Here is a 25715-nt window from a genome sequence, read left to right on the forward strand (position 1 = left end):
CCCGGTCAGGGGTTCCGGGGCAGCCCGACCCACGCAGGGATCAAGCCTGACCGCCCGGAGTGGGTCGGGCTGCCCCGGAACCCCCACACCGCAACCACCCAGACCGCAACACCCGCAAGAACCAACCAGACGATCAGTGATCAGCGCTGTTCCAGTCCCGGCCCAGGCCGACCGACACCTCCAGCGGCACCGACAACGGGTACGCCTCGCCCATCTCCCGCCGGACCAGTGCCTCCAAGGCCTCCCGCTCACCCGGCGCGACCTCGAAGACCAGCTCGTCGTGCACCTGCAGGAGCATCCGTGAGCGCAGCCCGGCCTCGCGGATCGCGGTGTCGACGTGCAGCATCGCCACCTTGATGATGTCGGCGGCGGAGCCCTGGATGGGGGCGTTGAGCGCCATCCGCTCGGCGATGTCACGCCGCTGCCGGTTGTCGCTGACCAGGTCGGGCAGGTAGCGGCGCCGGCCCAGGATGGTGGAGGTGTAGCCGTCCTGGCGGGCCCGGGCGACCACCTGCTGGAGGTAGTCGCGCACCCCGCCGAAGCCGGCGAAGTAGTTCTCCATCAACCCGCGCGCCTCTTCGGTGCTGATGCTGAGCTGTTGGGACAGGCCGAAGGCGCTGAGCCCGTACGCCAGGCCGTAGTTCATGGCCTTGATCTTGCGGCGCTGGTCGGGGGTGACAGCGTCGAGCGGAACCCCGAAGACCGACGAGGCGGTGGCGGCGTGGAAGTCGGCGCCGGAGTTGAACGCGTCAATCAGCGCGTCGTCCGAGCTGAGGTGCGCCATGATGCGCATCTCGATCTGGCTGTAGTCGGCGGTGAGCAGACTCTCGTAGCCCTCCCCCACCACGAAGGCCCGGCGGATGCGGCGGCCCTCCTCGGTGCGGATCGGGATGTTCTGCAGGTTGGGCTCGGTGGAGGAGAGCCGGCCGGTGGCCGCCACTGTCTGGTTGAAGGTGGTGTGGATCCGGCCGTCGTCGGAGACCGACTTGAGCAGACCGTCGACTGTCGACTTGAGCTTGGCCACGTCCCGGTGGCGCAGCAGGTGGGCCAGCACCGGGTGCGGCTGCTGCGCGTAGAGCCACTGCAGGGCGTCGGCGTCGGTGGTGTAACCCGTCTTGATCTTCTTGGTCTTGGGCAGGCCCAGCTCGGTGAAGAGGATCTCCTGCAACTGCTTGGGCGAGCCGAGGTTGAACTCCCGGCCCACCGCCTCGTACGCGCCCTGCGCGGCGGCCTTCACCTCGGCGGCGAAGTGGGCCTCCAGCTCGGAGAGGTAGTCGGTGTCGGCGGCGATGCCGGTGCTCTCCATGGTGGCCAGCACCCGCATCAACGGCAGCTCCACGCCCGCCATGAGCCGGGCGGACTGCTCGCCGTCGCGGGACAGCTCGGCGTCGATCGCGTCGGCCAGGTCGAGAGTGGCACGGGCCTGGAGCATCAGGTTCTGCTCGACGACCCCTTCGTCACCGAGCCCGTCGAGGGTGAGCTGGCCGGACTCCGGGACGTCCACCCGCAGCTCCCGGTGCAGGTAGCGCAGCGCCAGGTCGGTCAGGTCGTAGGACCGCTGGTCGGGCCGGGCCAGGTACGCGGCGATCTGGGTGTCCCGGACGATGCCGGTGAGCTGCCAGCCGTGCGCGGCGCAGGCCAGCACTGCCGGCTTGCTGTCGTGCAGGACCTTGGGGCGCTGCGCGTCGGCCAACCAGCCGGCCAGGGCGGCCTCGTCGGTCGGGTCGAGCTGCGCCGGGTCGATCCAGGCCGCCGCGCCGCCGGCGGTGGCCAGCGCGAGACCGGTGATCGAGGCGGTGTGCCGGCGGTTGGGGCCGGTGTCGAGTTTGACCGCCAACCCGACGGGGGTGCCGGTCGGGACGTGCGTGCTCAGCCACCCGGCCAGCGCGCCGGGCTCGGTGAGCACCTCACCGGCCAGGTCGAAGCCGGACTCGGCCTCCGGCTCGACCGCCTCCAGGTACTGGTAGAGGCGGTCGCGCAGGATGCGGAACTCCAGGGTGTCGAAGACCTGGTGCACCGCCTCGCGGTCCCAACCCGTCCAGCGGGTGTCCTCGGGGAGCAGCGGCAGCTCCAGGTCGGAGACGAGTCGGTTGATCTCGTAGTTGCGGATCACGTCGGCGAGCCGCTCCCGCAGGCTGTCGCCGGCCTTGCCCTTGATCTCGTCGGCCCGGGCGATCACGCCCTCCACCCCGCCGTACGTGGTGATCCACTTGGCGGCGGTCTTCGGGCCGACGCCCGGGATGCCGGGCAGGTTGTCGCTGGTCTCGCCGACCAGCGCGGCGAGATCCCGGTACTGCTGAGGCGGAACGCCGTACTTCGCCTCGATCGCGGCCGGGTCCATCCGGGCCAGGTCGGAGACGCCCTTGCGCGGGTAGAGGACGGTGATCTGGTCGTCGACCAGTTGGAACGCGTCGCGGTCACCGCTGCTGATGAGCACCGACATGCCCTGGTCGCGGGCCTGGCAGGCGAGCGTGGCGATCACGTCGTCGGCCTCGAAGCCCTCCTTCTCGACCACCGGGATCTGCAGCGCGGCCAGGACCTCCTTGACCAGGCTGACCTGGCCCTTGAAGTCGGTCGGGGTCTCGCTGCGGCCGGCCTTGTACTCCGCGTACTTGTCGGTGCGGAAGGACCGGCGGGAGACGTCGAAGGCCACCACGATGTGGGTGGGCTGCTCGTCGCGCAACACGTTGATCAGCATCGAGGTGAAGCCGTACACCGCGTTGGTCGGCTGACCCGTCGTGGTGGAGAAGTTTTCCACGGGCAGGGCGAAGAAGGCCCGGTATGCCATGGAATGTCCGTCGACGAGAAGCAGGCGCGGTGTCGTAGCTGTCACGGCAGCGACTCTAGTCCGTCGCACCGACATCCCCGACCTTCGGCACGGGGTGCCGCAACGACTGCCGACCCGAACGCCGACGGCCGGCCACCCCGCGAGGGGATGACCGGCCGGCGGCTCGGGTGGCTCAGGCCACGCCGAGGTACGCCTCCTTGACCGACGGGTCGTGCAGCAGGTCCTGACCGGACCCCTCCTTCACGATCCGACCGGTCTCCAGCACGTAACCGCGGTGTGCCCGCGACAGCGCCTGCTGGGCGTTCTGCTCCACCAGCAGGATCGTGGTGCCCTGCTGGTTGATCTCGGTGATGATGTCGAAGATCTGCCGGATCACCAGCGGGGCCAGCCCCATCGACGGCTCGTCGAGCAGCAGCAGCTTCGGTCGGCTCATCAGCGCCCGGCCGACAGCGAGCATCTGCTGCTCACCGCCGGAGAGGGTGCCACCGGCCTGCTTGCGGCGCTCGGCCAGCCGCGGGAAGAGGGTCAGCACCCGGTCCAGGTCGGCGGCGATGCCGGCGGAGTCCCGCCGGGTGTACGCCCCCATGTCCAGGTTCTCCATGACCGTCATACCCGGGAAGATCTGCCGTCCCTCCGGCGACTGGCACAGCCCCCGGACCACCCGCAGGTCGGCCCGGAGCTTGCTGATGTCCTCGCCGTTGAACGTGATCTTCCCGGCGGCCAGCGACCGGGTTCCTGAGATGGCCCGCATGGTGGTGGTCTTGCCGGCGCCGTTCGCGCCGATCAGGGCCACCACCTCACCCTCGTTCACGGTGAGGCTGATCCCGTGCAGCGCCTCGATCCGACCGTACGCGACGGCGACGTTCTCCAGCTCAAGCAGCGTCATCGGCGGGCTCCCCCAGGTACGCGGCGATCACCTTCGGATCGCGGCTGACCTCCGCGGGCGCACCCTCGGCGATCTTGCGGCCGAACTCCAGCACCACGATCCGGTCGGTGACACCCATGACCAGCCGCATGTCGTGCTCGATGAGCAGCACGGTCAGGCCCATGTCCCGGATCTTGCGGATCAGGGTGAGGAGTTCCTCCTTCTCCGCCGGGTTGAAGCCGGCGGCCGGCTCGTCCAGGCAGATCAGCTTCGGCTCGGTGGCGAGCGCGCGGGCGATCTCCAACCGACGCTGGTAGCCGTACGGCAGGTTGCGCGCCTCGTCGTTGGCCCGGTCGGCGATGCCGACGAACCGCAGCAACTCCAGCGCCTTGGCCTCGGCCGCCCGCTCCTCCAGGATGTGCCGGGACAACCCGAACGTCTTGGCGAACGTGCGACGCGTCTCCTGCCACGTCCGCTGGATGCCCGCCTCGGCGGTCACCTGCGGCAACTCGTGCGGCTTCGGCTTCTTCCGGGGCACCCGGAAGAGCGCTCCGGGCACGCTGGTCTTGTGCCGGGAGTCGGTGCCGACCATGACGTTCTCCAGTGCCGTCATCTCCGGGAAGAGACGGATGTTCTGGAACGTACGGGAGATGCCCAACTGGCTGATCTGATGCGGCTTGCGGCCGGTCACCTTCTGGCCGCGGAACCGGACCGCACCGGAGGTCGGCTTGTAGACCCCGGTCATCACGTTGAAGCTGGTGGTCTTGCCGGCGCCGTTCGGCCCGATGAGGCCGAGGATCTCGCCCTCGTAGATCTGGAAATTGATCTTGTCAAGGGCGACCACACCACCGAAGCGCAGCGTGACGTCGTCGACTTCGAGCAGTACCGACCGGGGCCCCGGCTGGGCCGGGATCTTCGGCGCGGACGTGCTGGTGGTCTGGTCAGACATGAGCGGGCGCCTCCTCTGCCTCCGCCGCGCGATCCTTCAACTCGCGGGCTCGCCGCCGGCTCGGGATCAGACCCTGCGGACGCAGGATCATCACCAGCACCATGGCCAGACCGAAGACCAGCCACCGGTAGTCGGCGAAGTCCCGGAACCGTTCCGGCAGGTACGCCAGCAGCACCGCGCCGAGCGAGACACCGAGCATGTTGCCGGAACCGCCGACCACGACCATCGCGACGAAGAGGATCGAGAGGTTCGCGTTGAACTGGGTCGGGTCGATGAACGCGTTACGGCTGCCGAAGAGGAAACCGGACAGGCCACCGAGCGCCGCGCCCATCGCGAACGCCCACAGCTTGAACTTGAACGGGTACACGCCCATCACGGCGGCGGCGTCCTCGTCCTCGCGGACCGCGAGCCAGGCGCGACCGACCCGGCTGTGCTCCAGCCGACGAACCAGGATCACCATCAGCAGGACGAAGGTGATCGCCAGCCAGTACCAGGGCTTCGCGTCGATCAGACCGAAGACCTTGTTGTCCGCCGACGGCGGACCCTCCGGACCCGGAATTGCCGAGATACCGACCGGACCGTTGGTGACCCCGGTGGCGTTGCGGGCCACGATGCGGATGATCTCACCGAAGCCGAGCGTGACGATGGCCAGGTAGTCACCGCGCAACCGAAGCGTCGGCCAACCCAGCAGCACACCGGAGATCATCGTCAGCACGATCGCGAGCAGGAGGCAGATCCCCCAGGTCACCGCCCAGGTCGGCGGCAGGTCGAACTCCTGCTGGATCCACTTGACGACCGGCGAGTTCACCGAACCGAACAGCGCCACGCTGTAGGCGCCGATCGCGAAGAATCCGATGTAGCCGAGGTCGAGCAGGCCGGCGAGGCCGACCACCACGTTCAGGCCGATCGCGACCAGGACGTAGATGGCGCAGACGAAGAGCACGCCCGCCCAGTTGTTGCCGCCGGCGATCGAGTCGGTGCGGAGGTTGTTCAGACCGGGGATCATCAGACCACCGGGCAGCTTGCCCAGGTACGGCAGGGTGTAGACGAAGACGAGCAGGGCGGCCACGCCGATGGCCTTTTGCCACTTCGGCAGGGCCCCCCAACGGTCGCCGATCGAGGTCAGGAAACCGACCCGGCGGCGATCTGCGGAGCGAATCTTGTCGATCATGCGCGGGCCCTCCCGAGCGACTCACCCAACAGGCCGGTGGGCCGGAACATCAGCACCACGATCAGCACCACGAAGGCGATGACGTCCTCCCAGTTGGACGCGAAGAGCGTCGCGCCGTAGACCTCGACGATGCCGAGGAAGAGGCCACCGAGCAGCGCACCGCGCAGGTTGCCGATGCCGCCGAGCACCGCGGCGGTGAACGCCTTCAGACCGAGCACGAAGCCGATGCTGTTCTGGGTGAAGCCGAACCGCATGCTCCACAGCAGCGCGGCGGCACCGGCCATGATGCCACCGAGCACGAAGATCAGCATGATCACGCGCTCCTGGTTGACGCCCATCAGCGCGGCGGTCTCCGGGTTCTGGGCCACCGCACGCACACCCCGGCCGTAGCGGGTGCGGTTGATGAACCAGTCCAGCAGCGCCATCATCGCCACGGCCGCGACGAAGACGATCAGCTGGATGTTCGTGATCGCGGTGTTGCCGATGGTGAACAGGGTCTCCTGCTGGATGATCGTCGGCATACCGATGATCTGCCGGGGCCGGCCGAACACATCCGGCAACGCGCCACCGAGCAGCTTCGGCAGCACCTGCCCGAAGAGCTCCACGAAGACCAGTGACAGACCGATCGCGGTGATCAGGAAGATCAGCGGCGGCGCGTTCTTGCGCCGCAGGGGCCGGTACGCGACCCGCTCGAGCGCCAGGGCTGTGCCGCCGGAGGCGACCGCCGCGACGATCAGACCGAGCACCAGGAAGAGGATCGCCTGGCCGATGGGCGGGTTATTTTGCACGCCGAGTTGGTTCCACAGGATCAGCACCGCGAAGGTACCGACCATGAACACTTCGGAGTGCGCGAAGTTGATCAGGCGAAGGACGCCGTAGACGAGGGTGTAGCCAAGGGCGATCAGGGCATAGATGGCGCCCTTGGACAGGCCATCGACCGTGTGCTGGCCGAGATGGCCGATCAGTTCATCGAAATGCACCGGGGGTCTCCTTGAATCGAGTGCGGCCGGGGTGAGACACCCCGGCCGCACTCCATTGCGTGGGGCGTCAGCTGAGCTTGAGCTCCTGCAGCGCCTCGATGGCCTCGCCCTTGATCTGGTAGGCCCAGATGACGACCTTGGTCGGGTCAACGTCACCCTTGGCGTCGAACTTGATGTACTTCGACACACCCTGCTTGTCGTACGACTTCACGAACGCCAGGATGTCCGCCCGGGTCTTCTTGCCAGCCTTGAAGGCGTCCAGGTAGATGGTGGCGCCGTCGAAGCCCTCAGCACCGTAGGAGCCCGGCGGGATGCCGAACTTCTTCTGGTAGTCAGCGGAGAAGGTGCCGCCGGCCTTGTCGGCCGGGAGGCACGGGCAGGTGATGATCGCGCCCTCGGCGCCACCGGAGGCACCCTTCGGGAACGCGGTGTCGTAGAGACCGTCCGGGCCGACGAACTTGGCCTGGACACCGGCGGCACGCATCTGCTTCACCAGCGGAGCGGCCTCACGGGTGTAGCCGCCGTAGAAGACGAAGTCCGCCTGAGCGGCCTTGATCTTGGAAACGGTGGCGTCGAACTGCGTCTGCCGCTCCTGGATCTTGTCCTTGTTGACGACCAGCGGGCCGAGCTGCTTGCCCAGCTCGTCGGTGATGCCGGCGCCGTAGGCGCTGGCGTCGTCGACCATGAAGACCTTCTGCGCGTTCTGGGTCTTCAGGTAGCTCGCCACCGCGCCGGCCTGCGTGCCGTCGTTGCCGACCACGCGGTAGAAGGACGTGTTGCCCTTCTGGGTCAGGTCGGTCCGGGTCGCGGACGGGCTGACCATCGCCAGGCCCGCGGCCTGGTAGATCGGCATCGTCGCGTCCGACTCACCGGAGAAGTGACCACCGATGACACCGAGGAACGAGTTGTCCCCAGCGATCTGGTTCGCGAACGGGGTCGCCACCGCGGGGTCACCCTGGGTGTCGAACTCCTGCATGGTGACCTTGCAGTCCGGGTTCGCCGTGTTGAACTGCTCCACGGCGAGCTTCGCGCCGTTCAGCGACGGGATCACCAGACCCGCGTTGTCACCCGTGAACGCGCCGAAGATCGCGATCTTGCCACCGCAGTCGCCCGACGCGGTCCCACCGTCGCCGCCACCGGAATCCTGGCAACCAGCCGCGACCACCAGGGTCGCGGCGAGCGCTACGGTGCCCAGCGCCCGTACATAGCTTCGCCTCACGGCTTCCTGACCTCCTCGAGATGCGGACGCGGCTGACCCGAAGCGACGGCGACAGCAGCAGACCCGCAATTCCACCCACCCCGCAGGGACGCCCCCTGCGTTACGGCTCGTGATGGCGGAGCGTACCGACACGACATACCGTCCCGGAAGGCCTGAAGGCGGGGTCTGCGAAACCGTTACGAAGACGTGGGCAATCATGTCGATGTCCGTAACAGGTGAATCCGCCGGACGGTCCTTAAAACCACGCCCGGTCGACGTCCAGCAGCGCCCACCCCGCCCGCGCGAACCCGACGAAAAGCCGACTGACCTGCGCAAACGCCCGCTCGGGTCAGCTGCCGGGGTGAACCCTCACCGCACCGGCGGCGATCAGGCGCCCAGGCCGGTCGCCGACCACAGCCCGGCCCGGGTGCCGTCGTCCGCCGCCAACCACCACCGGTCACCCACCGCCATCAGCGTCACGTCCCGGTCAACGCCCGCCGGCACATCGAGGGGCATCGTCGCCTCCCGCCACGAACCACCCCGGTCGGTCGACACCCACACCGAGTGCCGTGCCCCATCCGTCACCGCGGCGAACAGACTGCCGCCGGACGACACCAGCGAGCCCACCCCCGGCACCCCGGCCCCATCCCGCCGCCCGAACGCGCCGCCAGCCACCCAGCCCGACGCCTCCTGCCGCCACGCGCCGAACGTCCCCCCGCGCAGCCCGACCGCCACCGGCACGCCGTCGACCAGCACCACCCGCTGCAACTCCTCGTACTCCGGCCCACCCGGCAGCACCGTGCGCCGCCACGACCGCCCGTCCGGCGACGACCACACCGCCGGGTCACGATCGATCCGGCCAGCCGGCAACAGGCCACCCACCGCCAGCCACCCCGACGACGTCGCCACCGCGTCGAACGCCCAGGTCACCCCCGCCGCGTCACTGGCCAGCTCCGGTGCGCCCTCGACCAGCGCGAACTCCGCCGCGGCAGGCGACGCCACCCAGGACGCCGCACCCGCCGACCGGTTACCGACGATCAACCAACCCGGCGGGCCGGCCGTCAGCCGGGACACGTTCACCGCCGTCGGCCCGCCGTACGTCTCGAACGGCGCCTGCACCTCGACCAGAGCGCCGTCGGCCACCTGCCGCCACGTGCTCACCCGCGGGTAACCGTGCGCACCGCCGACCTTCGCGCCGATCAACGCCACCTGCCCGTCCCGGCAGGCCGCCGACAGGAACACGTTCTGCCGGCCGTAGAAGGAATCCGGACGCACCGGCAGCACGCTCCACGTCGTACCGTCCACGCTGGTCCAGGCCGCCGGGCGGGTGCCACCGTCGGCGTCCACGACACCACCGACCACGAACCACCGACCCGCGCACGACGCCGCGTCCCGCACCAGCGGACGGCCCTCGCCACCCGGCGGCGCCGGCAACGTCAGCGGCTGCCAACCCGGCCGCAGCGGCGGCGCCGGGGCCGTCGTCGACCCCGCGCCGCTCGGAGCGGCCGGCCCGTCGCACCCGGCGAGCAGCAGCGCGAAGAGGCCGAACACCGCGATCACCCGTCGGACGGACACCCGTCGATGCTAACCAGCAGAGCCCGCACATGGTGGCCCGGCACGGCCCGGCGTCGCCCGGACCGCTCAGACGGTCGGCTGCTGCGACACCTCGCCACCGGCGGTCTCCGCGAGGATTCGCTCGGCGACCTCTTTCATGGTCATCCGGTGGTCCATGGCCGTGCGCTGGATCCACTTGAACGCCTGCGGCTCGGTCATCCCGTAGGTGGTCATCAGCGCGCCCTTGGCCCGCTCCACCGACTTACGGATCTCCAGGCGGTCGGTCAGGTTCGCGACCTCCGCCTCCAGGGCCGCGACCTCCGAGTAACGCGACAGCGCGATCTCCACCGCCGGGACCAGGTCACTCTTCTGGAAGGGCTTCACCAGGTACGCCATCGCGCCCGCCGCCCGCGCCCGCTCCACCAGATCACGCTGGCTGAACGCGGTCAGAATGATCACCGGGGCGATCCGGGCGCCGGCGATGCGCTCGGCGGCGGCCAGCCCGTCCATGATCGGCATCTTGATGTCCAGGATGACGAGATCGGGCTTCAGCTCCTCGGCGAGGCGAACGGCTGTCTCACCGTCGCCGGCCTCCCCCACCACCTCGTAACCCTCTTCGACCAGCATCTCGGCGAGGTCCAGCCGGATCAGCGCCTCGTCCTCGGCGATCAGTACGCGCCTGCGCTCGGCATCCGTCGGCGTCTCAGCCACCAGCCCTACCCCCACCATCGATCACTGCACGGCTACCACCCATGCTCCCGCATGAGAGTAGTCGGGTACAGTAGGCGCCACCCGCCGGGATGGTGGAACGGCATACACGGAAGTCTCAAACACTTCTGCCCGAAAGGGCTTGCGGGTTCGAATCCCGCTCCCGGCACTCTTGTCATACGCCTGTTCGACGATGTGGACGTGCATCCACCGCAGATGCGGGCACAGGCCCGCGCGCTCCGCGTTCGCGGACACAGCATTCATTCCGTAGCTCGGAAGCTGTCGTTGCCGTACGCAACCGTCTGGCACTGGTGCGTCGATCGACCCGAACCGGTGCGGCGTGGCACGGAACTGCGCTGCTTCCGATGTCGGCCGGATGTCGACAATCCGACCGACCCCGGGGCCTACGCCTACCTGCTCGGTCTCTACCTGGGCGACGGCCACCTGGTCACGACGGCGCGTGTTCCGGTGTTACGCATCTACTGTTCCGATGCCTGGCCCGGGCTGATCGAGGCGTGCGACGTGGCCATGCGAGCCGTGTTGGCCTCCAGGGTGCAACGGATCCAGAAGCAGGGTTGCGTGGGCGTGCAGAGTTACGGCCTCCACTGGCCCTGCCTGCTCCCGCAGCACGGTCCCGGCAAGAAGCACGAGCGACCGATCGTCCTCGCCGACTGGCAACGGCCGATCATCGAACAGCACCCCGGCGACTTTCTGAGAGGGCTATTCCACTCCGACGGCTGCCGGGTCGCCAACCGGGTGACCGTGCGCGGCAAGGCGTACGTCTACCCGCGCTACATGTTCGTCAACGAGTCGGCCGACATCATGGGCCTCTGCCAGTGGGGCCTCGACCTGCTGGGCATCGCCTGGCGGATGAACCGGCGCAACTCGCTGTCGGTGGCCCGGCGCGCCGCGGTCGTCACCCTGGACCGCCACGTCGGTCCGAAGTCTTGACCGGTCAGGCGATCGTGTCCAGGGCGTGCGCGAGGTCGGCGCGCAGGTCCTCGGGGTCTTCCAGACCGACCGAGAGGCGCAGCAGGGCGGCGGCGGGTTTGGCGTCGCCCTCGACCGGCCGGTGGGTGAGCGAGGCCGGGTGCTGGATGAGGGTGTCCACGCCGCCGAGCGAGACCGCGTGGGTGATGAGCCGGCAGGCACCGGCGACGGTCGCGGCGGCGGGCGCCCCGCCGCGTACCTCGAAGGCGAGCAGGCTGCCGGGTCCGGCCATCTGCCGGCCGACCAGCGCCGCCGGGTCGTGCACCGAGGGGTGGTGCACCCGGTGTACGGCGGGGTGGTCGGCGAGCCAGCCGGCGAGTTTCTCGGCGGTGGCCTGTTGGGCGCGGACCCGCAACGGCAGGGTCTGCAGGCCACGGTGCAGCAGGTAGCCGCCGAGGGGGTGCAGGATCGCGCCGGTGACCGCGCGGACCTGGCGTAGGCGCACGGCCCAGGTGTCGTCGCAGGCGACGACGCCGGCGAGGACGTCGCCGTGCCCGCCGATGCTCTTGGTGGCGCTGTGCAGGACGAGGGTGGCGCCGTGGCGGGCGGGCTGTTGCAGCACGGGGGTGGCGACGGTGTTGTCCACCAGCAGTGGGATGTCGCCGGCCGCGGCGGCGAGGGCGGCGATGTCGACCAGGTCGAGGGTGGGGTTGGCGGGTGTCTCGACGATGATCAGTGCGGTGTCGGGGCGGATGGCGGCGGCGACCTCGTCGGGGTGGGCCCAGGTGACTGTGGTGCCGAGCAGGCCGGTGGCGAGGATGTGGTCGGTGCCGCCGTAGAGGGGTCGGACGGCGACGACGTGCCGGCGGTCGTCGCGGGCGGCGGCGAGCAGGGTGGCGGTGAGGGCGGCCATTCCGCTGGCGAAGGCGACGGCCTGGGCGGTGCCCTCCAGTTCGGCGAGGGCGCTCTCGAAGCGGGCGACGGTGGGGTTCCAGAGCCGTTGGTAGACGGCGCCACCTTCGGCGGGGAGGGTGCCGCCGGTGGCGAGCTGCTCGTAGGCGTTGCCGCCGTCGTCGACCGAGGGCAGTGGGTTGGTGGTGGACAGGTCGATGGGCGGTACGTGCACGCCGAGGGTGCGGAGGTCGTCGCGGCCGGCGTGCACGGCCCGGGTGTCCATCGGTGTCATGGCGGTAGCGTCGAACATCTGATGCTATGACGGCAATAGTTCGGAAAACTATTCTGTGAAAAGCTCTTGTTTCGGCAGAGAATTCGGCAAAGGATGCGGGGATGCCCCCCGAGCCGAATGATGTGCGGCCGTACCCGGCCCTGGACGAGGTGGATCGCGCGATCCTGACCGAGCTGGCGGCGGACGGCCGGCTGCCGAACAACGCGCTCGCCGAGCGGGTGGGGGTGGCGCCGTCGACGTGCCTGACGCGCACCCGTGCGTTACGCGAGCGCGGTGCGATCCGTGGTTTCCACGCCGAGGTGGATCCGGCGGCGCTCGGCCTGCCGTTGCAGGCGTTGGTGTCGGTGCGGTTGACAGCGCACGAGCGGGCGGCGGTGGACGCGTTCCGGGCCCGGTCGGTGCGGCTGCCGGGGGTGGTGTCGGTGTTCCACGTGGCCGGTGCGGAGGACTACGTGCTGCACGTGCGGGCGGCGTCCGGCGACGCGTTGCGCGATTTCGTCCTGGACCACCTGGCGGTCGACCCGGTGGTGCAGCACACCCAGACCAGTCTCATCTTCGAGCAGGCCCGCGGGATGGGTTGAGCGGCGGGTGAGCTGGCCGACGAAAACCCGGATGTCGGAACAAAGCCGGTCGGTGCCGGGTTGGCTGACCTTGTGATCACCGTACCGTTGTCTGTTCTTGATCTTGCCCCGGTCGCCAAGGGCGCCACCGCTGGCGCGGCCCTGCAGGCCACCACCGAGCTGGCCCGCCGCACCGAGGAGTTGGGCTACCACCGGTTCTGGGTGGCCGAGCACCACAACATGCCGGCGATCGCCAGCTCCGCGCCCGCGGTGCTGCTGGCGCACCTGGCGGCGAACACCTCGACCATCCGGCTGGGCTCGGGTGGGGTGATGTTGCCCAACCACGCGCCGCTGGTGGTGGCCGAGCAGTTCGGCACCCTGGAGGCGCTGCACCCCGGTCGGATCGACCTGGGCATCGGCCGGGCGCCGGGCACCGACCAGATGACCGCGTTGGCGTTGCGGCGCACCATGGAGGGCCTGTCGGCGGAGCACTTCCCCCGGGAGCTTGCGGACCTGATGAACTATTTCAGCGGGGAGAAGCCGGGGCAGATCGTCGCCACCCCGGGTCGCGGTGAGCAGCCGGCCGTGTGGCTGCTGGGCTCCAGCGGTTTCAGCGCCCAGCTCGCCGGCCTGCTCGGCCTGCCGTTCTCCTTCGCACACCACTTCAGCTCGGCGAACACCCTGCCGGCGTTGGCCCTGTACCGGCAGCACTTCCGGCCGTCGCAGTGGCTGGACAAGCCGTACGCGATGGTGGCGGTCAACGCGGTGTGCGCGGACACCGACGAGCGGGCCGAATGGCTGGCCGGGCCGAGCGCCCTGTCGTTCCTGAAGTTGCGCTCCGGGCGGCTCGAGCCGCTGTCGACGCCCGACGAGGCGGCGGCCTACCCGTACACGGAGATCGAGCGGGAGTTCGTGCTGCAACGCCGCGACGGTCAGGCGATGGGCTCGCCGGAGACGGTACGTCGGCAGCTGACCGAGTTGCAGGAGCGCACCGGCGCGGACGAGCTGATGCTGACCACGCTGGTTTACGACGTGCAGGACCGGGTGCGGTCGTACGAGCTGATCGCCGAGCAGGTGGCGGGTGGTCTGCGCCAGCGGGCGTGAAACACGATCTTCACGTCAGCGTCACCCCGCCGACCCGGACGGTGCCTAATGTTGGTGCCGGTGGTGGTACGGCATTCCCGGTCGGGACGGGTTGGGAATGCCGCGGTGTGGCGCACCGGGCCGGAGCTGAGCGGATTCCGCGGCTGCGGCCCGGTGCCTGCCACCCTAGGCGACCCCGGTCGGGACCGCCAGAGCTCGCATCACCGTAGGTGGATGTCCGGCGTCGGTGGGGTGCCCATTCCGTTGCCGATGAAGAACCCCGGGTGCGGCGGTTGGTTGTAGGCGGTGTTCTGCCACGCGATGGCCACCCGGTACTGCGGGTCGTGCATCAGGGTGTAGATCCGGGTGCTGGTCGGGGTGGGTGTGCTGTAGATGCGCAACGCCCGGCTGTCGGTGGTCCGCCAGATCACCTCCTCGCGCCAGTCGCCCAGGATGTCGCCGGAGAGCGCCGGGGTGGCCTTGGTGCCGTTGTTGGACGCCACCCCGCTGCCGTCGAGCAGCCGGGTCTCGCCGCCGGTGCCGTACTTGTCGATCCTCGTGCCGTCCAGCAGTTCCCGCACCGGGTCACCGTCCCACCAGGCGAGGAAGTTCGCCGAGGACGGCTTGCGGCCGACGTTCTGCCCCCTGGTGTTGGCCAGTCCGGCGACCGCTGACGACCACGACTCCGCGCCAGGACTGCCCGCCCAGATGTCCGCGGAGACACCCCGGCCGTTGTCGCCGGACGCCGGCGTGGACCAGAGGACCTGACCGGTACGGGCGTCGGCGAAGTAGGAACTGGGCTTGCTGCCGTCCTCGTCGACCTTGAACACCTCCAGTCCGGCGCGGCCCGGGTCGAGGTCCCCGACGTGCAGCGCGTCGCCGTGGCCGTTGCCGGTGGAGTGCAGCAGCCGGCCGTTGTCGTCGATGGTGGCGGCCCCGTACACGATCTCCTGGCGGCCGTCGGCGTCGACGTCGGCGACGGAGAGTTGGTGGTTGCCCTGACCGGCGGCGGCGCCGTTGCCGGAGGAGTTCGAGTCGAACGTCCAGCGCTTGGTCAGCGTGCCGTTGCGAAAGTCCCAGGCCGCGATCACCGCGCGGGTGTAGTAACCCCGGGCCATGATCAGCGAGGGGCGCTGCCCGTCCAGGTACGCGGTGCCGGCCAGGAACCGGTCCACCCGGTTGCCGTACGAGTCACCCCAGGACGACACGGTGCCGCGCGGCGGGTCGTAGTTCACGGTGGAGGCGATCGCGCCGGTCTGCCCGTGGAACATGGTCAGGTACTCCGGGCCGGACAGCACGTAGCCGCTGGAGTTGCGGTAGTCCGCCGATGACGAGCCGATGAGCTGACCGGTGCCGGAGCGGGTGCCGTCGGCGGTCTTCATGGCCACCTCGGCGCGGCCGTCGCCGTCGTAGTCGTACACCTGGAACTGGGTGTAGTGGGCGCCGGCCCGGATGTTGCGGCCCAGGTCGATGCGCCACAACCGGGTGCCGGTGAGTGTGTACGCGTCGACGTAGACGTTGCCGGTGTAGCCGGACTGGGAGTTGTCCTTGGCGTTCGACGGCTCCCACTTGAGCACGATCTCGTAGCTGCCGTCGCCGTTGAGGTCACCGACGGAGGCGTCGCTGGCGCTGTAGGTGTAGCTCTCCCCGCTCGGGGTGCTGCCCCCGGCCGGGACCTGCAACGGCACGTCCAGGTAGCCCGCGCCGAACTGCAACGCCGGTGCCGACGCCGCCTGCTCGGCGCCGCCCACCACGGCCCGCACCGTGTACGCCGACCCGGCCGCCGCGCCGCTGTCGAGGTAGTTGGTGGCGCCGGTGATCGGGCTGGCGTTGACCCTGGTGGATCCCCGGTAGAGGTTGAACGCCACCCCGGAGGTCTCGGTGCCGAGAAGCCGCCAGGAGACCAGGTTGCCGCCGCCGGAGCGGACGCTGATCAACCCTCGGTCCAGGTTCTCCATCTGCACCACCCCGGCCGCCGGCGGGGGCGTGGTCGGGGGTGGCGTGGTGGGTGGCGGGGTGGTCGGGGGCGGGGTTGTCGGCTCGCCGGTGGGTGGGGCGCCGGTGCAGGTGGTGCCGTTGAGCGCGAAGCTGCCCGGCACCGGGTTGCTGCCGGTCCAGGAACCGTTGAAACCGAACGAGGTGCCGCCGTTGGTGGCGATGGCGGCGTTGTGGTCGACGTTGCGCGCGGTGACCTGGGCACCGGACTGGGTGACCGTGGCGTTCCACGCCTGGGTGACCTGCTGGCCCGCCGGGTACGACCAGGTGACGGCCCACCCGCTGACCGGGTCACCGAGGTTGGTGACGGTGACGTTGGCGCCGAAGCCGCCCTGCCACTGGTTGGTGATTTGATAGTCGACCCGGCAGCCGACGGCGGCGGCCGAGGCGACGACCGTGCCGAGGGTGCCGGCCACGACGGTGGCCGCCGTGGTGGCGGCGAGCAGGATCAGCCGATGTCTGGACGGGTGCATGCACTGCCTCCGGGATCCGGTGGTGATCGCTGCGGCACACCGGCCCTGCCCGGGGAAGCACGGTGGACCAACCCCACCGCGACGGCGGCGGACGGCGATCTGATCGGGGGTGAAACGCCCTGGAACTCACGGATCCGACTCACCGCGATCGTAGGGCAAGCGCTTTCCGACACGCAACATCGACGCCTGTCGCTCGCTCTGGATTGAGCTTCCGGTCTTGCCCGGACGATCGATGCCTGGTCAACTCGTGCCGGTGAACCCTCATCACATGGACCCCGCCGAATTCCGTCGCGCCGGGCACGCCGTCGTCGACTGGATCGCCGACTACTGGGCGACAGTGGAGCAACGACCGGTCACACCGACCGCTCCCCCGGGCACCGTGGCCGCCGCCCTGCCCGGCGCCCCGCCCACCGCCGGCGGCGAACCGGTCGAGGCGGTCCTCGCCGACCTGGACTCGATCGTCGTACCGGGGCTGACCCACTGGCAGCACCCGAGCTTCTTCGGCTACTTCCCGGCCAACACCTCCGGCCCGAGCGTGCTCGGCGACCTGGTCAGCGCCGGGCTCGGCGTCCAGGGCATGCTCTGGACCACCAGCCCGGCCTGCACCGAACTGGAGACGGTGATGATGGACTGGCTGGCCCACCTGATGGACCTGCCACAACGGTTCCACTCGACCGGCACCGGCGGTGGGGTCATCCAGGACTCGGCCTCGTCGGCGACGCTGGTGGCCACCCTGGCCGCGCTGCACCGGGCCAGCGACGGCCGGTGGCGTCACGCCGGCATCGACCGGCGCTACCGCGCCTACACCTCCGTGCACGGGCACTCGTCCATCGAGAAGGCCGCACGGCTCGCCGGGCTGGGCGACGACGGCGTCCGGTCGATCGCCGTGGACCCGGACACCCAGGCGATGCTGCCGGGCGCGCTCCGGACCGCGATCGAGGCCGACCTTGCCGCCGGTGACGTACCGACCATCGTGGTGGCGACCATCGGCACCACCTCCACCACCGCCATCGACCCGCTGCCCGAGATCGGAACCATCTGCGCCGAGTACGGCATCTGGCTGCACGTGGACGCCGCGTACGCGGGCGCCGCCGCCGTCTGCCCCGAGCTGCGGTGGTCGCACGCCGGCCTGGAGTACGCCGACTCCTACTGCTTCGACCCGCACAAGTGGCTGCTCACCGGCTTCGACTGCGACGCGTTCTGGGTGGCCGACCGGGCGGCGCTGATCGAGGCGCTGACCGTACTGCCGGAATTCCTGCGCAACGCGGCCTCCGAGTCCGGTGCGGTGATCGACTACCGGGACTGGCAGGTGCCGCTGGGCCGACGGTTCCGAGCCCTCAAGCTGTGGTTCGTGCTGCGCTGGTACGGCGTCGAGGGGCTGCGGGCGCACATCCGCTCCGGGGTGGCGCTGGCCGAGCGGTTCGCCGAGCGGGTCCGCGCCGACGACCGGTTCGAGGTGGCCGCCGCGCACCCGTTCTCACTGGTCTGCTTCCGGCTGCGCGCCGACGACGACACCAACGCGGCGTTGCTGGCCTCGGCGAACGCCACCGGACAGGTGCACCTGACGCACACCCGGGTCGCCGGCCGGTACACGCTGCGGCTGGCGGTCGGCGCACCGCAGACCACCGAGGCGCACATCGACGCGGCCTGGGCCCTGCTCTCCAGGACCGCCGACACACTGCCCACCCCCTAACCCCACGCCGCACCGCCGATCCACGCCCCTCCCCCGACCTTGCGCGGTTTTCGACGACGAGCAGCGACCGACCGGGGCGGGGTTCGGGGCGCCCACCCCCGCAAGGTCACGCTCGATCCTGGATGTAGTGGCCACGAAACCCCCGGATGCCACTACATCCAGGATCTTGCGCGATCTTGCGGCGCGGGGGGCGCGGGGGCGGGGCGGCGGGCGGCAGGGCGGGGCGGCACGGGGTCAGCGTGCGGGGGGGCGTAGCGGTGCGGCGAGGCCGGGCAGGACGGCGGGGCCGAGGTGCGGAGGGCCGGGGGCGCGGACGGCGGGGGGGGGTCAACGTGCGGTGGGGGTACCCGTCGCGGCGAGATCGGCCGGGACCTCGCCGGCAGCGGCGGCGCGGGACGTCGCGGCACCAGCGGCAGACTCCCCGGCGGGAGCGGTCGCGGTGGGAGCGGTCGCGGCGAGAGCGGGCGTGGCTTCGGCGTGGGCGCGGCGGGTGCGGCGCAGGGCGCGCACGGCCAGCACCAGGGCGGCCAGCCAGCCGGCGGCCAGGAGCGCGTACACGGCGGGGCGGGCGGGGCCGCCCAGTTCGGCGGAGCGGAGCAGGGTGCGGGCGTTGGTCAGCACGATCACCCCGCCGACCGCGGCGCCGAGCAGTTGGGCGGGCACGATACGCACCAGCCAGGCGGCCAGCGGGGCGGCGATGAGCCCGCCGATGAGCAGCGCGGCGACGGTGGGCAGCAGGAACCCCTCCGAGCCCAACCCGATCAGGAAGCCGATGCTGGCCGCGCCGGCCACGACGAACTCGGCGGTGTCCACCGAGCCGATCACCTTGCGGGGTTCCATCCGGCCGGAGACCAGCAGCGCCGGGGTGGCCACCGGGCCCCACCCGCCGCCGCCGGTCGCGTCGACGAAACCGGCGACCAGGCCCAGGGGGCCGAGGAAACGACCGCGGAGCCGTCCGCCGACCCGGTCGGTGCGCAGCGGGCGGGCGAAGCGGACCAGAAGGTACGCGCCGAGCGTGAAGAGGATGCCGGCCATCCACGGCGCGGCGGCCTCGGTGGAGATCGAGCTGAGCACTGTGGCGCCGGCGAAGGCGCCGATCGCGCCGGGCAGCGCGATGCGGGTCACGACCCGCCAGTCGACGTTGCCGAACCGCCAGTGCGCGACGCCGGCGGCGAGCGTGGTGCCGATCTCGGCCAGGTGCACCGAGGCCGAGGCGGCGGCCGGGGCGACCCCGGCGACCAGCAGCAGCGTGGAGGAGGTCAAGCCGTACGCCATGCCGAGCGAACCATCGATCAGTTGCGCGACGAGCCCGACCAGAGCAAGGACCAACAGCTTGCGCACGAGCGCCCCCTGACTTTTCGGCATCTCCTATCGACTTGGTCGACAATGCGGGATGGGGCAGCCAGGGTCAAGCCCCCGATCGGTGGATGGGACGCGCCGGGTCAGCGCCCGGGTGACGCCGATCCGGGTGGTGGGCCGGCGATCAGATCCAGGCGCGCGGGTCGGCGGCCAGCTCGGTGACCCGCGCGGGTAGCGCGCCCGCTGCGACGTCGGCGACGCTCACCAGTTCCAGGATCTCCCGCTCGCTCGCCCGCAGCGCGATCCAGACCTCCTGGAGGGCGCGGGCCGGGCCGTGGTAGCCGAGCTGCTCGGGGCGCTGCCCGCGGACGTGGGCGAGGGGGCCGTCGATCACCCGGATCACCTCGGCGAGGGAGATCTCCTCGGCGGGGCGGGCCAGCCAGTAGCCGCCCTCCGGGCCGCGCTGGGCGTGCACGATGCCGCCCCGGCGCAGCTGCAGCAGGATGCTCTCCAGGAACTTCGGCGGAATCTCCTGGGCACGGGCGATCTGGTCGGCCGTGACCGGTCGGCCGCGCCCGGGACCGCTGGCCGTCGCGGCAAGCTCGGCGGCCGCGCGGAGGGCATAGTCGACCCGGGCGGAGAGGCGCATGCCGGCAAGGTTAGTCCCTGGTCAACCGGGCAGGCGGGCGACCCTCGGCCGATCGGCCACGCATCGATGAAAAGTGCCGCCGCCGGCACCCGACGCGCGCCGCCGGAACTGACCGGTGCGGCCCGTCATGATCCACCGTGCGGTGGCGGCCGAAATGCCGGTCCGGAGCGTCCCTATGCTGGGCGTGAAGACGAATGTCCGGCCCTTTACCCGGCCGCCAGCAACATATTGATAAACACCCGGGTCCGCTCGGGGGGAAGGCAACACGATGACCGATATCGCGACCCGCACCTGGGATGGCATGACCATCCCGGTCGCCGGCACCTATCTTCTCGATCAGGCGCACAAGCGGATCGGTTTCCTGTCCCGGCACATGATGGTCAGCCCGGTACGCGGCGAGTTCGCCGAGGCCACGGCGCAGATCACCGTCGCCGATGACCCGCTGCTCTCCTCGGTGACGGCCACCATCATGTCGGCGAGCATCACCACCGGGAGCGTCGATCGGGACACGCATCTGAAGAGTGCCGATTTCCTCGACGTGGAGCGCTTTCCCACCCTCGAATATCGAAGCACCGGTATCACATGGCAGGGCAACGAGGACCCCATATTCCAGTGGGCGCGCCTGCGCAACCACCGACTGGGCGGACGAGGCCGGAGTCACATTGTTCCGCCGCAGTCCGACGGTATTCCCGGACGATTCGTCCTCACCGGTGAGCTGACCGTGAAGGGAATCACCCGGGCCGTCGACCTGGAGGTGAATTTCGGCGGCGCTCGTCGTGATCCGTACGGGCAGAACATCTTCGGATTCAGCGCGACGGCGAGCATCAACCGCGAGGACTACGGCCTGCTCTGGAACGTCGTCCTGGAGAGCGGCGGGGTGCTGGTCGGCAAGACGGTGCAGATCGAGATCGCCGGAGAGGCCATCTACCAGGCCTGACCCGTCGCATCCCCGCCAGGAGCCTGGCGGGGATGGGTGGACGCGTCAGGCGCCGACGCGGCGCAGCAGACCCTCCTGGACGGCGCTGGCGATCTGCCGGCCGTCAGTGGTGAACATCCGGCCGGTGGCCAGCCCGCGCGCGCCGGACGCGGACGGGCTCAAACAGTCGTAGAGGAACCACTCGTCGGCCCGGAACGGCCGGTGGAACCACAGCGCGTGGTCCAGGCTCGCGCCGACCAACCCGCCCGGCCCCCACACCTCGCCGTGCGCGGAGAGCACCGAGTCCAGCAGGGTGAGGTCCGAGGCGTAGGTGAGCGCGCAGGCGTGCAGCAGCGGGTCGTCGGGCAGTTTGCCGTCGATGCGCATCCAGACGCGCTGGTGCGGGTCGGCGGGCCGGTCGCCGGGGCGGACCCAGCCGGGCTCACCCACGTAACGCACGTCGATCGGACGCGGGATCTGACCCCAGATGCCCAGCCGCTCCGGGTAGCGGGAGAGCCGGTCGCTCATCGTCGGCACGTCCTGCGGCATCGGGACGTCCAGCGGGGCCGTGACCTGGTGGTCCAGGCCCTCCTCGGCCCGCTGGAACGACGCCGACATGAAGAAGATCGGCTTGTCGTGCTGCAGGGCGACGGCCCGGCGGACCGAGAAGGACCGCCCGTCGCGGATGTTCTCCACCTGGTACTCGATCGGCTCGACCGGGTCGCCGGGGCGGACGAAGTAGCCGTGCAGCGAGTGCACGAACCGCTCCGGGTCGACGGTGCGGCCGGCGGCGACCAGGGCCTGGCCGGCAACCTGGCCGCCGTACACCCGTTGTGGGCCGACCGGGGGGCTCATCCCCCGGAAGGTCATCTCCCCGGTCGGATCGAGGTCCAGCACCTCCAGCAGCTGGTCCACCGCCGCCTGGCCGACCGCGACCCGACCGTCGCTCACTGCAGCGCCCGCGCCGACGCGGCGTCGACCAGCGAGCCGAGCTGGTGTACGCGCAGCGTGTTGGTCGAGCCGGGGGTGCCGGGAGGGCTACCCGCCACGATCACCACGTAGTCGCCGGGGTTGGCCCGGTCGAGGCCGAGCAGCGCCTGGTCGACCTGGCGGAACATGTCGTCGGTGTGCTGCACGAACGGCATCAGGAAGGTCTCCACGCCCCAGGTGAGGGCGAGCTGGTCGCGCACCTCGGGGACCGGCGTGAAGGCCAGCAGCGGCAGGTCGCAGTGCAGCCGGGACAGCCGGCGCACGGTGTCACCGGTCTGCGAGAAGGCGACGAGCGCCTTGGCGTTGATGGCCCGGGCGATCGACGAGGCGGCGACGGTGAGGGCGCCACCGTGGGTACGCGGGTCGTGCTGCAACCGCGGCACCCCGATCGAACCAGCCTCGGTGGTCGTCACGATCTTGGCCATGGTGCTGACGGTGAGCACCGGGTACTTGCCGACGCTGGTCTCGCCGGAGAGCATCACCGCGTCCGCGCCGTCGAGCACCGCGTTGGCGACGTCGGACGCCTCCGCCCGGGTGGGGCGGGAGTTCTCGATCATCGAGTCGAGCATCTGGGTGGCCACGATGACGGGCTTGGCGTTCTCCCGGCACAGCTGCACGGCGCGCTTCTGCACCAGCGGGACCTCGTCCAGCGGCATCTCGACACCGAGGTCACCACGGGCGACCATGACGCCGTCGAAGGCCAGCACGATGGCCTCCAGGTGCTCCACCGCCTCCGGCTTCTCGACCTTGGCCAGCACCGGCCGGAACACGCCCTCCTCGGCCATGATGCCGTGCACGAGCTTGATGTCCTCGGCGGAGCGGACGAAGGAGAGCGCCACCAGGTCGACACCGAGACCCAGGGAGAAGCGCAGGTCCTCGGCGTCCTTCTCCGACATGGCGGGCACGCTGACCGCCACGTTGGGCAGCGACACGCCCTTGTTGTTGGAGACCGGGCCGCCCTCGGTGACGAGGCAGCGGATGTCGTTGCCGGTGACGTCGGTGACCTCGACGGCGACCCGACCGTCGTCGATCAGCAGCCGGTCACCGGGCTTCACCTCCTGCGGCAGCTTGCGGTAGGTGCAGGAGACCCGCTCCTTGGTGCCGATGATGTCGTCGCCGGTGATGACGACCGAGTCACCGGTGCGCCACTCGTGCGGGCCGTCGGCGAACCGACCGAGCCGGATCTTGGGGCCCTGCAGGTCGGCGAGGACGGCGACCGGCTTACCCGCTGCCTCCGACGCCTCCCGGACCAGTCGATAGACCGCCTCGTGGTCGGCGTGGCTGCCGTGACTGAAGTTCAGCCTCGCCACGTTCATGCCGGCCTCGACGAGACCCCGGATGCGCTCCGGGGACGAGGTGGCGGGACCAAGAGTGCAGACGATCTTCGCGCGGCGTGTCACGCCCATCAGGCTAGTCTCTCCTTCAGGTCGGACTGGGGTCCGACCCCTTGCAGGCAGCGGAACATGTGTCCAACGACGCGCGGCGCGCGTCGGGCCGGCGGGCGGAACCGCACCGGGAACGTTGTGGCGACGGGCATCAGCGACCGCGCGCCGGGAATCGTACGCCTCCGGTGGCGTGCGCTGTCGGGGTGCTCCCGGCGGCGGCTCACTGCGGACGCCCCGACGGCGGCAGGCGGCGGCTCATTCCGGGTGCACCGAGGGCGGCAGGGTCGGCACCGCGTGCAGCAGGTCACGGGGGTCGTAGCGGCGCTTGGCGTGGCGCAGCCGCGCCCAGTTCGCGCCGTAGGCGAGCCGGACCCGGTCGGTCTCCTGCGGGGCGAGCAGGTTGGGGTAACCACCGGGCAGGGCCTGCGGGGCGAGCGCCGCGGAGGTCCGCTCGGCCCACTCCTGGTGCGGGCCGGCCGGCTCGCCGGGCGCCCACACCGCGATGATCTCGGTCATCAGGTGGTCGGCACGCAGTCCGAACGCTGTGTCGGCGGGTCGGACCCGGGTGGCCGCGCCGTGGAAGTGGTGCACTGCCAGCGCGGAGAATGGCGAGGTGACCTGCCGGGCCGCGTCGACGAGCGTGCCCACGGTGCTGTCGGTGAGCGCGGGCAGCCATCGGGTCCGCAGCAGGTAGTGGTTGCCGTCGACCATTCCGCCGTCGAACATCCGCAGCGCGTCCGCGTACGGCATCGGGCCGATCTGGTCGACCAGCGGGGTGCCCAGCGCGCGCAGCCGGTCCATCCACGGCAGCCCGGCGTCCAGGTCCGGGCCGCTGTAGAACGGGCAGACGAAGATCACCGGCTCGCCGGCCGGGCCGGGCAGGAAGCCGGCCATCACTGTCAGTTCGTCCGGCGCCTCGGCGACCAGCGCGCCATAGCCGCGCAGGACGGCCGGGGCCTCGGACAGCGCGAACATGATCATGCCGGCCAGCACCCCGCGCAGCCGGTGCGCGCGGAACCGCAGCTCGGTGACGATGCCGAGGTTCCCGCCGCCGCCGCGCAGCGCCCAGTACAGCTCGGCGTCGTGGCGCGGGTCGGCGGTGACCCGGCGGCCGTCGGCGAGAACCACCTGCGCGCCGAGCAGACTGTCCAGGGACAGACCGAACCGACCACACAGCGGGCCGTACCCGCCGGCGAGGGTGAGCCCGGCCATCCCCACGGCGTCGACCACGCCGGTCGGCACCACCAGGTCGTACGGGCGGGCGGCGGCGAGCAGCTCGGCCGCCGTGGCGCCGCCGCCGATGGTCACCGTGGGCGCGTCCGGGTCGACCCGGACGGCGCGCAGCCCGGTCAGGTCGAGCACCAGGGCACCGTCGCGCAGGGCCCGGCCGGCCCAGTCGTGCCCGCCGGAGCGGACCGAGACGGGCAGGTGGCAGCGGGCGGCGACGCGGACCGCCTCGGCCACCTCGTCGGCCTCCCGGCAGTGGGCGACCAGCGCGGGCGTCCGCGCCACCGCACCGTTCCAGAGTTGGGTGGTGGCGGCGTAACCGGGATCGCCCGGCTCGTGCAGCCGGTCGCCGAGCAGGGCACGTAGTCGGGCGGCGGCGGATGCGACATCACCGGTGGCGGCGGAGGTCATGGCGACTCCTCGACCGGGGCCGACCCACGACACCGGGTACGCCCCGGCGGCGGCCCGCGCAGGGCGCGACCGTAGCACCGGCAGGCGGGCGAGCGCCGTCGCCATCACGACAGCCACCGATGGACGGCTGCTCAGCTCCCCGCTTTGACCAGCGGAAACTCCAGGGAACCCGCCGGGCAGAGGAAGGTCAGCACTTCCACCCGGTAGAGCCCGGCCTGCACCGCGGGGTCGGCCTCCAGCACGCTGCGGACGTCGTCGACGCTGCCGGTGCGGGCCAGCCCGAACCCGATCGGCGGATCCGGCTCGCGGGCCGGCCCGTCCACTGAGCCGGCGACCAGGATGATGCCGCGTCGCTGCAACGCCTGCATGTGCTCGGTGTGCTCGGCCTGCAACCGCTGCACCGTCTCGGCGGGCAGGGCCCGCCCGGCCGCGCCGGGATAGATCACGATGCACTCGTACGTGTCGAGCGCGAAGTTGACCTGCGGCACTCCCATGGGTGCTCCCTCCGCCGTCGCGCCGGAAACGCACCGGCTCCGGCCAGCGTCGCACGGACACCCCGGTCGTACCGGGTGCTTCCCGGCAACTCGGCTCGGCGCGCCCACGGCGTGTCCGCGCCCACACTCGACCGACCGGCGGCATGGCAGCGGAGTTCCGGGGGATGATCCATCGGTGGCGGGTGGGCTCTTCACGCCCGCGCTGTCCACG

21 protein-coding genes and 1 tRNA gene are annotated in these 25715 nt (G+C 70.8%); 6 read left to right on the top strand and 16 right to left on the bottom strand.

What is annotated here, in order from left to right; all coding sequences use genetic code 11:
* Window positions 1-133 precede the first annotated feature (133 nt).
* The 8 genes from polA to AB0C03_RS11420 all read right to left on the bottom strand — a co-directional run bounded on the left by polA (window position 134) and on the right by AB0C03_RS11420 (window position 10216).
* Complete coding sequence (gene polA / locus AB0C03_RS11385; RefSeq protein ID WP_030334334.1) at window positions 134-2833, bottom strand: DNA polymerase I; 2700 nt, start codon at window positions 2831-2833, stop codon at window positions 134-136.
* A 127-nt stretch (window positions 2834-2960) separates the two neighbouring features.
* On the bottom strand, window positions 2961-3674 hold the full coding sequence (locus AB0C03_RS11390; protein ID WP_030334337.1) for an ABC transporter ATP-binding protein: 714 nt from the start codon (window positions 3672-3674) through the stop codon (window positions 2961-2963).
* The gene (locus AB0C03_RS11395; protein ID WP_036411954.1) at window positions 3661-4602 is read right to left on the bottom strand and encodes an ABC transporter ATP-binding protein; all 942 of its coding nucleotides are present in this window, start codon (window positions 4600-4602) and stop codon (window positions 3661-3663) included. The genes AB0C03_RS11390 and AB0C03_RS11395 overlap by 14 nt, the downstream gene beginning before the upstream one ends.
* Window positions 4595-5773: a branched-chain amino acid ABC transporter permease gene (locus AB0C03_RS11400; RefSeq protein ID WP_030334340.1), complete on the bottom strand. Its 1179-nt coding sequence runs from the start codon at window positions 5771-5773 to the stop codon at window positions 4595-4597. Before AB0C03_RS11400 ends, AB0C03_RS11395 begins: the two co-directional genes overlap by 8 nt.
* Complete coding sequence (locus AB0C03_RS11405; protein WP_030334342.1) at window positions 5770-6753, bottom strand: branched-chain amino acid ABC transporter permease; 984 nt, start codon at window positions 6751-6753, stop codon at window positions 5770-5772. The genes AB0C03_RS11400 and AB0C03_RS11405 overlap by 4 nt, the downstream gene beginning before the upstream one ends.
* Window positions 6754-6820: 67 nt before the next feature.
* Entirely contained in the window at window positions 6821-7972 is a 1152-nt protein-coding gene (locus AB0C03_RS11410) for a branched-chain amino acid ABC transporter substrate-binding protein (protein ID WP_030334344.1), read from the bottom strand.
* Between the two features lie 366 nt (window positions 7973-8338).
* The gene (locus tag AB0C03_RS11415) at window positions 8339-9526 is read right to left on the bottom strand and encodes a hypothetical protein (protein ID WP_357636286.1); all 1188 of its coding nucleotides are present in this window, start codon (window positions 9524-9526) and stop codon (window positions 8339-8341) included.
* Between the two features lie 66 nt (window positions 9527-9592).
* The gene (locus tag AB0C03_RS11420; RefSeq protein ID WP_030334352.1) at window positions 9593-10216 is read right to left on the bottom strand and encodes an ANTAR domain-containing response regulator; all 624 of its coding nucleotides are present in this window, start codon (window positions 10214-10216) and stop codon (window positions 9593-9595) included.
* 83 nt (window positions 10217-10299) lie between these two features.
* Here AB0C03_RS11420 and AB0C03_RS11425 point away from each other — a divergent pair.
* Both AB0C03_RS11425 and AB0C03_RS11430 read left to right on the top strand, forming a co-directional pair.
* Window positions 10300-10382 (top strand) — tRNA-Leu (locus tag AB0C03_RS11425).
* 164 nt (window positions 10383-10546) lie between these two features.
* Complete coding sequence (locus AB0C03_RS11430; protein WP_357636290.1) at window positions 10547-11164, top strand: transcriptional regulator; 618 nt, start codon at window positions 10547-10549, stop codon at window positions 11162-11164.
* Window positions 11165-11168: 4 nt separating this feature from the next.
* Here AB0C03_RS11430 and AB0C03_RS11435 read toward each other — a convergent pair whose 3' ends face one another.
* Complete coding sequence (locus AB0C03_RS11435; protein ID WP_210866941.1) at window positions 11169-12347, bottom strand: trans-sulfuration enzyme family protein; 1179 nt, start codon at window positions 12345-12347, stop codon at window positions 11169-11171.
* An 83-nt stretch (window positions 12348-12430) separates the two neighbouring features.
* Here AB0C03_RS11435 and AB0C03_RS11440 point away from each other — a divergent pair, with 83 nt between their 5' ends.
* Both AB0C03_RS11440 and AB0C03_RS11445 read left to right on the top strand, forming a co-directional pair.
* Entirely contained in the window at window positions 12431-12910 is a 480-nt protein-coding gene (locus AB0C03_RS11440) for an Lrp/AsnC family transcriptional regulator (RefSeq protein ID WP_030334356.1), read from the top strand.
* A 60-nt stretch (window positions 12911-12970) separates the two neighbouring features.
* A complete protein-coding gene (locus tag AB0C03_RS11445) occupies window positions 12971-13993 on the top strand; it encodes an LLM class flavin-dependent oxidoreductase (protein ID WP_357636294.1) in 1023 nt (340 codons plus the stop codon).
* 200 nt (window positions 13994-14193) lie between these two features.
* On the opposite strand, the gene AB0C03_RS11450 is transcribed toward AB0C03_RS11445, so the two are convergent.
* On the bottom strand, window positions 14194-16440 hold the full coding sequence (locus AB0C03_RS11450; RefSeq protein ID WP_357636297.1) for a rhamnogalacturonan lyase family protein: 2247 nt from the start codon (window positions 16438-16440) through the stop codon (window positions 14194-14196).
* Window positions 16441-16708: 268 nt separating this feature from the next.
* Between AB0C03_RS11450 and AB0C03_RS11455 the strand changes: the two genes are divergently transcribed.
* Window positions 16709-18133 (top strand): pyridoxal-dependent decarboxylase, encoded by a 1425-nt coding sequence (locus AB0C03_RS11455; protein ID WP_357636300.1) that lies wholly within the window; start codon window positions 16709-16711, stop codon window positions 18131-18133.
* 327 nt (window positions 18134-18460) lie between these two features.
* Here the strand turns inward: AB0C03_RS11455 and AB0C03_RS11460 are convergent, their stop codons facing one another.
* Both AB0C03_RS11460 and AB0C03_RS11465 read right to left on the bottom strand, forming a co-directional pair.
* Complete coding sequence (locus AB0C03_RS11460; RefSeq protein ID WP_357636303.1) at window positions 18461-19474, bottom strand: sulfite exporter TauE/SafE family protein; 1014 nt, start codon at window positions 19472-19474, stop codon at window positions 18461-18463.
* 142 nt (window positions 19475-19616) lie between these two features.
* Complete coding sequence (locus AB0C03_RS11465) at window positions 19617-20081, bottom strand: RrF2 family transcriptional regulator (protein WP_030334362.1); 465 nt, start codon at window positions 20079-20081, stop codon at window positions 19617-19619.
* 268 nt (window positions 20082-20349) lie between these two features.
* Here AB0C03_RS11465 and AB0C03_RS11470 point away from each other — a divergent pair, with 268 nt between their 5' ends.
* Window positions 20350-21018, top strand: a complete 669-nt coding sequence (locus tag AB0C03_RS11470; protein WP_030334363.1) for a YceI family protein — start codon at window positions 20350-20352, stop codon at window positions 21016-21018.
* Window positions 21019-21063: 45 nt separating this feature from the next.
* Here AB0C03_RS11470 and AB0C03_RS11475 read toward each other — a convergent pair whose 3' ends face one another.
* From AB0C03_RS11475 to AB0C03_RS11490, 4 genes are all read right to left on the bottom strand, one after another.
* The gene (locus AB0C03_RS11475; protein WP_030334365.1) at window positions 21064-21948 is read right to left on the bottom strand and encodes an acyl-CoA thioesterase; all 885 of its coding nucleotides are present in this window, start codon (window positions 21946-21948) and stop codon (window positions 21064-21066) included.
* Window positions 21945-23393, bottom strand: coding sequence for a pyruvate kinase (pyk, locus tag AB0C03_RS11480; protein ID WP_030334367.1), 1449 nt, complete (start codon window positions 23391-23393; stop codon window positions 21945-21947). The genes AB0C03_RS11475 and pyk overlap by 4 nt, the downstream gene beginning before the upstream one ends.
* Window positions 23394-23627: 234 nt before the next feature.
* Window positions 23628-25010 carry an FAD-binding oxidoreductase gene (locus AB0C03_RS11485; protein WP_357636307.1) on the bottom strand — a complete coding sequence of 461 codons (1383 nt, stop codon included), beginning with the start codon at window positions 25008-25010 and terminating at the stop codon, window positions 23628-23630.
* A 131-nt stretch (window positions 25011-25141) separates the two neighbouring features.
* The gene (locus AB0C03_RS11490) at window positions 25142-25504 is read right to left on the bottom strand and encodes a YciI family protein (RefSeq protein WP_030334370.1); all 363 of its coding nucleotides are present in this window, start codon (window positions 25502-25504) and stop codon (window positions 25142-25144) included.
* Window positions 25505-25715 lie beyond the last annotated feature (211 nt).

Origin of the sequence: Micromonospora parva (genome assembly GCF_040649675.1) — a bacterium.
Lineage (GTDB): Bacteria > Actinomycetota > Actinomycetes > Mycobacteriales > Micromonosporaceae > Micromonospora > Micromonospora parva.